General features: G+C 57.8%; 9 protein-coding genes. All 9 read left to right on the top strand.

What is annotated here, in order from left to right:
* Positions 1 to 135 precede the first annotated feature (135 nt).
* Positions 136 to 1,095 carry an orotidine-5'-phosphate decarboxylase gene (gene pyrF, locus Q3981_RS02290; protein ID WP_303123454.1) on the top strand — a complete coding sequence of 320 codons (960 nt, stop codon included), beginning with the start codon at positions 136 to 138 and terminating at the stop codon, positions 1,093 to 1,095.
* 205 nt (positions 1,096 to 1,300) lie between these two features.
* Entirely contained in the window at positions 1,301 to 1,627 is a 327-nt protein-coding gene (gene mihF / locus Q3981_RS02285) for an integration host factor, actinobacterial type (protein ID WP_012731628.1), read from the top strand.
* Positions 1,628 to 1,630: 3 nt separating this feature from the next.
* Positions 1,631 to 2,206, top strand: a complete 576-nt coding sequence (gene gmk, locus Q3981_RS02280) for a guanylate kinase (RefSeq protein WP_204088504.1) — start codon at positions 1,631 to 1,633, stop codon at positions 2,204 to 2,206.
* Between the two features lie 11 nt (positions 2,207 to 2,217).
* Complete coding sequence (gene rpoZ / locus Q3981_RS02275) at positions 2,218 to 2,490, top strand: DNA-directed RNA polymerase subunit omega (RefSeq protein ID WP_180962459.1); 273 nt, start codon at positions 2,218 to 2,220, stop codon at positions 2,488 to 2,490.
* Between the two features lie 151 nt (positions 2,491 to 2,641).
* The gene (gene coaBC / locus Q3981_RS02270; RefSeq protein WP_303123472.1) at positions 2,642 to 3,940 is read left to right on the top strand and encodes a bifunctional phosphopantothenoylcysteine decarboxylase/phosphopantothenate--cysteine ligase CoaBC; all 1,299 of its coding nucleotides are present in this window, start codon (positions 2,642 to 2,644) and stop codon (positions 3,938 to 3,940) included.
* 112 nt (positions 3,941 to 4,052) lie between these two features.
* Entirely contained in the window at positions 4,053 to 5,255 is a 1,203-nt protein-coding gene (metK, locus tag Q3981_RS02265; protein ID WP_221926644.1) for a methionine adenosyltransferase, read from the top strand.
* Between the two features lie 80 nt (positions 5,256 to 5,335).
* A complete protein-coding gene (locus Q3981_RS02260) occupies positions 5,336 to 7,462 on the top strand; it encodes a primosomal protein N' (RefSeq protein WP_303123449.1) in 2,127 nt (708 codons plus the stop codon).
* Positions 7,463 to 7,585: 123 nt separating this feature from the next.
* The gene (def, locus tag Q3981_RS02255; RefSeq protein ID WP_303123447.1) at positions 7,586 to 8,122 is read left to right on the top strand and encodes a peptide deformylase; all 537 of its coding nucleotides are present in this window, start codon (positions 7,586 to 7,588) and stop codon (positions 8,120 to 8,122) included.
* Positions 8,122 to 8,381: methionyl-tRNA formyltransferase (locus tag Q3981_RS02250; RefSeq protein ID WP_303123445.1), on the top strand; the 260-nt coding region annotated here is incomplete at its 3' end. The genes def and Q3981_RS02250, both read left to right, overlap by 1 nt.

The following is an 8,381-nucleotide window of genomic DNA, read 5'->3' as shown; positions in this document are numbered from 1 at the left end:
CTTCATGCATGAGTTGTCCAACCCGTCAGCGAAGGTCGGTAGGAAGGCTCGTGAGAGAGGCTAAATATGTGTGATCCACAGTCGTCGACGTCGTCCTCGGCGGGCGATTCAGGACCGGCAGGTCAAGAGCCACCTGTGTCTACGCATGTCTCGCGTGGCCATGCGTCATTTGGTGACCGCCTTGCTGAAGCCGCTCTGAACCGTTCGCGGTTATGTGTCGGCATCGATCCCCATCCAGGGCTGCTTGACCAGTGGGGACTTCCCGCCACAGTTGATGGGCTAGAGACCTTCACCATGCGATGCGTCGAGGCCTTCGGCACCACAGTCGCTTTAGTCAAGCCGCAAGTAGCTTTCTTCGAATCGTACGGTTCGCGAGGTTTCGCAGTATTGGAGAAGGCGATCGCTGCTCTCCACGAGGCGGGAACACTTGTTCTTGCCGACGCCAAACGTGGCGATATTGGTTCGACGATGGCGGCCTACGCCGATGCCTGGCTAGGGGAGACCTCGCCGCTGCGGTGTGACGCCGTGACCGTCAGTCCCTACACCGGCTTTGGCGCACTCGAGCCTGTGCTGGACCTTGCAGAGCGTCAAGGACAGGGTGTGTACGTCTTGGCGGCAACGTCGAATCCGGAGGCTGAGACCCTGCAATCGGCGCGGATTAGCCGCTCTCGTAGTCCGCAGCACCAGGACGAGCGTCGTCAGGACGATTCGCACAATGCCGGCGACGGCGACAGCGTCGCCCAACACATCGTCGACGAATGTGCTACGCGTAATCAGCTGTACCGTCGAAAAACCGGTAGCCGATTCGGAAACGTCGGTGTCGTAGTGGGGGCTACCTTAGGGCTACCCACACAGGGATCAGACGCAGTGCGCAAGGCGCCGGATCTGTCTGCCCTCAACGGCCCTGTCCTTCTTCCTGGGGTAGGGGCTCAAGGGGCGAGCGCGGATGATGTCCGTCGCCTCACGACACACGTCGAACCCCTAGCTTTCCCCAATATATCGAGGGCAATATTGAAACATGGCCCAGATATAGGTAGCTTGCAGAAGGCTGTAGAGGCGAATGCCCAGGACTACCCCGGTATGGTGTTAGAATGACTCGCGTTGTCTCAACCAGGGGCAGACTTAACTTTGACCTGGTCAGCGTCTATAGTCTTTGGTGCTGTTTGCCAGGCTCACTATTTGCGAAGTTGGTCGGGTGCTTCAACGAACCTGGAGACAATTACGCGGTCACCTTGTGACCCGCACCGAAACCCGAACATCAGTAAGTGAAGTATTCATCGATTGACATTACGGAGGAACCGTGGCCCTTCCCCAGTTAACGCCCGAACAGCGTGCTGCTGCACTCGAGAAAGCTGCTCAAGCTCGCAAGGCACGTGCCGAGCTCAAGGAAAAGCTCAAGAAAGGTGAGACTGACCTTCAGGCAGTGTTGAAGAAGGCCGACGAGGACGAAATCCTGGGCAAGATGAAGGTCTCGGCTTTGCTCGAGGCGTTGCCGAAGGTGGGTAAGGTTAAGGCTCAGGAAATCATGAAAGAGCTGGAAATCGCCCCGACACGTCGTTTGCGTGGCCTAGGTGAGCGTCAGCGTCGTGCTCTGCTTGAGCGCTTTGGCTTCGACCCGGAGAAATAAACCTTGACAACAAATCGTGGCAATCTTGTGGTTCTCGCGGGACCCAGCGCAGTAGGAAAGTCCACAGTGGTTCATCGTCTGCGTGAAACGGTGCCCGATTTGTATTTCAGCGTGTCTATGACGACACGGGCCCCCCGCCCCGGCGAGGAAAATGGCGTGGATTATTTGTACGTCTCCGACGACGAATTCACTCGCCATGTTGAAGCCGGGGATATGTTGGAGTGGGCTGAAATCCATGGTGGTCTTCAGCGTTCTGGCACACCGGCTGGCCCCGTTCGTGACGCTCTTGACAGTAACCGCCCAGTCCTCATCGAGGTAGACCTAGAGGGTGCTCGGAATGTGAAGAAAACTCTTCCGGAGGCTCACACCGTTTTCCTCATGCCACCTTCATGGGAGGTTCTCGTCGAGCGTTTGACAGGTCGGGGCACTGAACCGCCGGATGTTATTGAACGTCGCCTCGAGACTGCCCATAGAGAGCTGGCTGCCAAGGATGAGTTCGACCACATCGTGGTTAATGACTCCGTGGACAACGCTGTTCGCGCTATTGCCGCACTACTCACGGCCGAAAGGACATCGTGACTACACCTAATTTGGCTTCTGTCAATGACGACAATGTATTTGACCCGCCGGTAGGTATTACCAACCCGCCGATTGACGAGCTACTGGGCAAGGTGTCGTCAAAGTACGCCCTTGTCATCTTTGCTGCTAAGCGAGCTCGCCAGATCAATGATTACTTCAAGAGCGTCGATGACTCGGTCTTTGAGTTCGTTGGCCCACTTGTCACCCCCGAACCTGGTGAGAAGCCGCTCTCGATCGCTTTGCGTGAGATTAACGACGGCCTCCTCGACCACACCGAGGGCTAAGAGTTCTACGGTGAGGGCCAGCGGGGTACATGTGACGGGTAGCCAATGCCTGCACATGTTTCCGCTCGTACTCATCTCATCATCGACCTAGCATTCCGCTGTATCACGCCACCCACGGTGTGATCAGCGGTTTTTGCATAGCGACAGCTGAATTGAGGAAGCAGTGAAGATCGTTCTCGGTGTTTCAGGTGGAATTGCCGCGTTTAAATCCTGTCACGTCGTCCGACTACTTAAAGAGCAAGACCACGACGTTCAGGTCATTCCAACAGCAACCTCGCTGGAGTTTATCGGGCGTGCAACGTGGGAGGCGCTCTCTGGGAATTCTGTCTCGACATCTGTTTTCGACGGCGTTCCCGAGGTCCGGCACGTCAGTATTGGGCACACCGCGGAGTTATTCATTGTTGCTCCGGCAACGGCTGATGTGATCGCTCGCTTAGCTCATGGCCGGGCCGACGATCTCCTCACTGCCTCCGCATTAATGGCGAGGTGCCCCGTCGTTGTTTTTCCCGCGATGCACACCGAGATGTGGACTCATCCGGCGACGCAGGCCAACGTTGCCACTCTTCGCCAGCGGGGCGTTACCGTTGTCGATCCTGCCCATGGGCGTTTAACGGGGCCCGATTCTGGGCCGGGCCGCTTTGCTGAGCCTGAGCAGGTGGTCAACTTGGCGTTGTCCGTAGCCCGACGGCAGAGTCATTTTCCTCGCGATTTAGAAGGACGTCGGGTTCTCATCACCGCTGGAGGGACGCACGAGAATTTAGACCCCGTGCGATTCGTCGGCAATCGGTCGTCGGGGAAACAGGGGTTTGCTCTCGCAGAGGTTGCTGCTGCTCGCGGTGCCGAAGTGACTGTGATTGCGGGTGCTACCCATGAGCTTCCTACTCCGCTTGGTTCTGAGGTTGTTCGCGTGGAATCGGCCCGGGATATGTACCGGGAGGTTGAGAAGCGCGATAAGGACGCGGATATTGTCGTGTGCGCTGCAGCGGTTGCGGATTACCGTCCAGCCGAAGAAAAGGGTTGGAAGATGAAGAAATCCGCGAGCGCGGAGTCGACTTCACTCACGACATTGTCGATGGTGGAGAACCCGGACATCCTCAAAAGCGTTGTCTCTCGTCGGGAAGAGAGGACCACCGGAGACGACCATGCGAGGCAGGGCAGGAGCTCGACTCCGACCAGCGCTACACCGACCATCATTGTTGGCTTCGCTGCAGAGACGGGGGACCCGAACCACACCCCGTTAGAGCACGCTCAGTTAAAGCTGAAGGATAAAGGCTGCGAATTATTGGTCTGCAATGACGTCGGCCAGGGGAAAGTGTTCGGGCGTAATACGAACCGAGGCTGGGTCTTGTCGCGAGACGGAGAGGTCACCGATATCCCGTCGACATCGAAGTTTGGCTTAGCGGATTCAGTGTGGGATGCGGTTGCGAACTATGAGGACCGAGTGCGCTAAGCTACATAAGGATCTAGACAGCTTGGTCTATTACATCGGCAGCCAGCACAGTATCCAACAAAACATCTAATAAAATACGTGGTATCGCCACCTCATCAAGGAAGAAGGAACCGTGACTCAACGACTATTCACCAGCGAGTCTGTCACCGAGGGACATCCAGATAAGATTTGCGACGCAATCTCCGATTCGATTTTGGACGCCATGCTCGCAGTGGATCCCGATAGCCACGTCGCTGTAGAAACCGTCGTGACGACAGGACAAGTACATGTCGTCGGTGAAGTTCGGTGCCGCGGATACGTAGAAATTCCCAGCCTGGTCCGGCAAACACTCCGGAACATCGGCTTTCTATCCTCCGATATGGGTTTCGACGGGGCAACGTGCGGTGTATCCGTCTCCATTGGTGAACAGTCGTTAGAGATCGGCGCGGGTGTCGATACCGCACTTGAGGCGCGCGACGGGGCTGAAGTTGAGGACGATGACCGTGCAGGCGCTGGCGACCAGGGCCTCATGTTCGGATACGCCACCAACGAAACCCCCGAATATATGCCGCTGCCGATCGCCCTTGCGCATCGGCTCGCGCGGCGTCTTACGGCGGTGCGCAAAGACGATATCGTTCCGCATCTTCGTCCGGACGGGAAAACGCAGGTCACCCTCGCGTACGACGATGACAATAACCCGATTCGTATTGACACCATCGTTATTTCCACGCAGCACGATCCGGGCGTTTCTCGGCAATGGCTGGAAGAACAGTTGCGCACGAATGTCATCACCCCAGTCATTAAGGACGCCGGGGTGGAGAACCTCGTCGACGACGAACTCACCGTGTTGATCAATCCATCCGGTTCCTTCGTCGTCGGTGGACCCATGGGCGACGCCGGCCTCACAGGGCGCAAGATTATCGTCGATACCTACGGCGGTATGGCTCGTCATGGTGGTGGAGCGTTCTCCGGCAAAGACCCGAGCAAGGTTGACCGTTCCGCTGCCTACGCGATGCGGTGGGTCGCAAAGAATATCGTTGCCGCTGGATTAGCGGATCGGTGCGAGGTGCAGGTCGCCTACGCGATTGGGCGCGCAAATCCGGTGGGGTTGTATGTTGAGACCTTTGGCACGGAGAAAGAGCCGATCTCAGCAATCCAAGAGGCCGTGCAAAAAGTGTTTGACCTCCGGCCGGCAGCGATTATCCGCGAACTGGACCTCAAGCGGCCGATTTATGCGCAAACTGCCGCATATGGCCACTTTGGCCGAACGGACGTCGACCTGCCGTGGGAGCGGTTGGATAGGGTGGACGACCTCAAAGCCGCTATTTCACGCTAAGTAGCACGCTAAATAGGTGGACCGGGCTAATCCCATTTAGCGCGAAGTGGGGTAGTCGCCGACTCCATTAGGATGTAGCCGTGTCTATTTCGCCCCATACCCCTGCACCCGAGCGCCCCGTGGCTCGGGTGCTTCCGCTTCTCAAGGTGGCGCACCTCGACCGCGAATTCGACTACCTGGTTGATGCAGTCGTGGATGAGGACGTCAAACCTGGGGTCATGGTGCGAGTCCACTTTTCAGGTCGGCTCACTGATGCCCTGGTGTTGTCGCGCGAGGATGAGTCCGATCACGCCGGTCGTCTCTCGTGGATCGATCGGGTGATTAGCCGGGAAGTCGTTGCGCCTGAAACATTCCGGACTCTGGTTTATACCTTGGCGCAGCGGTACGGCGGATTGCGGTCGGACATTATTCGGTCGTCCATTCCGCCCCGTCATGCCACTGCAGAAAAAGCAGCCCTTGAAGCTATAGAGCACGGGGATGATCCATGGGGGTCTGCCGCTGACTCCGATAACGGCAACACCGACGCCGGCAACGCAACGGATAACAACGCCGACGACAATGCGGCCCTCGACGAGGCCTGGTCACGCTATCGATTCGGACCATCCTTCGTGAAGGCCGTGCTGCGCGGCGAAGCTCCCCGAGCAGTATGGCAGATCGCGCCGGGGGATGAGTGGCCCATGCGCATTGCTCAACTGGCAGCACAAACCGCTCGCGGTGGGAGCGGAGTTCTCATCATCGTTCCTGATCAGCGAACCATTAACCGCCTCTCTCATGCTCTCAAAGAGGTGCTCAGCTCCCGCCAGTGGACACAATTAACTGCGAGCCTGGGCCGCCACGCCCGTTACCGTCGATTTATCGACATCCTTCACGGGGTCAATCGGGTGGTGGTCGGCACACGAGGAGCCGCGTTCGCTCCCGTCAAAAATCTGTCCCTCATCGTTATTCTCGACGACGGCGACGACAACCTCGTCGACCCGCGAGCCCCCTACGTCCACGCCCGTGAGGTTTTGACGCTACGGGCGAGTATTGAGAAAGCAGCGATGATAGTGGGGAGCGTCGGGCGAACAGCGGAAGCCCAACTCCTCGTCGAATCCGGGTGGGCGCACAATTTAGTGTCGTCACGGGAGGCTATCCGTGCCGCCATGCCCCGGATTCGAGCCATCGGCGACACGGACTTTGAGCTGGCAAAAGACCCGGCGGCGAAACGTGCCCGAATTCCACATGTTGCCTTTGAGGCGATACGGTCCAGCCATCGTCGCGGACGTTCCGCGCTCATCCATGTTCCTCGAAAAGGGTATGTTCCGACGCTGGCATGCCAACGCTGCGGCGAGCCAGCACGGTGCCGATACTGTAACGGGCCACTAGGTCTGCCAGGCCAGACAGCACAAGGAACTGCTACGTCTCCTGCTAGTGAGCAAGCATCTGATGCGGGTTACCCAACGTGTCGCTGGTGCGGGCGGCCTGATCCGTCTTTTCGCTGTGACAATTGCGGCTCGACGAGGATCCGCGCGGTGGTCGTCGGGGCGGACCGTACCGCTGAAGAATTGGGGCGCTCATTCCCCGGCATCCCCGTCGTCGTCAGTACGGGGGACAACATCGTCGCATCTATCCCGGACGAGCCGAGCCTCGTGATCGCTACGCCAGGCTCTGCTCCCGTCGCCGAGGACAAGAAATTCGGAGCCGCCGTCATTCTTGATACGTGGTCCGAGTTGAAGCGTGAAGATGTTCGTGCTCATGAGGAGGCGCTCACATCATGGCTCGATGTCGCGTCCTTGGTCGAGTCGCATCACGACGGGGGAGAAGTCGTTGTGGTTGCCGATTCGCAGACGCCGGTGGTTCAGTCATTGATCCGGTGGGACCCCGTCGGTGCTGCCGCTATCGAGCTGGAGCACCGACGGGAAGCTGGGTTTTCGCCCGCCGTACATATGGCGGCCATTGATGGAACAGAGCACGATATTTCGCAATTCAGGCGTCTTATCGATGTCCCCCCGGATTCCCAGTTTCTCGGACCGGTTCCGCTGCCACCGGGAATAGATCCTCCCGCTAACACGCCAGCGCAGGACTGTCTTCGGCTGCTCATCCGGGCGGATACGAGCCATGGGCCGCTCGCGTTGGGTTCAGCGCTGCGTGCTGCACGAATTAAAGCCGCCGTGAATAAGGTGGACTTAGCTATTCGGGTGATCGTGGACCCCATTCACATCGGCTAAACTATGACCGCGTTTATGTCGCTGGTGAGTGGCATCATTCACACATGCTTGCTGTTGTGAGCCATCTTCACCGCATAGTCGTTAGTTGTCGTTTATTGCCGCTGTTGGGAGTGTTGCGTCGTTATGAGTCTTCGTCGTATCCGAATTTTTGGAGACCCCGTATTGACAACACCGGCAGAACCGGTCACCGACTTTGAGGAGCCATTGCGGATCCTCGTCGACGACATGATGGAAACCATGGATCACTACCGGGGTGCTGGTCTTGCGGCGAATCAGGTAGGGGTTTTGCGGCGAGTCTTCGTCTATAACTGTGGGGGCAGACGCGGTCACATCGTTAACCCGGTGTGGGAACACGAGGGCGATGAAACCCAATATGGGCCGGAGGGCTGTCTTTCTGTTCCGTCGATCCACGCCGATACTCGACGATGGATGAACGTTTCCGTCACCGGGCAGACTGTCGACGGGGACCCAGTGTCGTTTTCAGCCGACGGTATTCTGGCACGCTGCATCCAGCATGAAACCGATCACCTCGACGGGGTGATGTACATGCGCAGGCTGGAGCCAGAGATTCGTAAAGAGACGATGGCGCAAATCCGTACCGCCGAATGGTTCGCACACCCTGAGCTGGCATACCGCGACAAAGATGGAGTAAAGAACTAATGCGCGTTGTTTTTGCAGGAACCCCGACGCCAGCAGCGACTGCTTTACAAGCACTGCTTGATTCACATCACGACGTCGTTGCCGTTTTAACGCGTCCCGACGCCCCTCGTGGCCGTGGTCGTCGGCTCTATCCCAGCCCTGTTGCTGAGATTGCCGAAGCGCACGACATCCCTGTCATTAAGACTTCCACGTTAAAAGACGCGTCGGTTATTGATTCCCTCGCGGAATACAAGCCGGACTGCATACCCGTCGTCGCTTA

Origin of the sequence: Corynebacterium sp., from assembly GCF_030530965.1 — a bacterium.
Classification (GTDB): Bacteria; Actinomycetota; Actinomycetes; order Mycobacteriales; family Mycobacteriaceae; genus Corynebacterium.
This window is presented reverse-complemented; position numbering and strand designations above follow the sequence as displayed.

Excerpts from the sequence above, each read along its gene's own strand:
- def (WP_303123447.1), top strand. The coding sequence starts at position 7,586 with ATGAGTCTTCGTCGTATCCGAATTTTTGGAGACCCCGTATTGACAACA.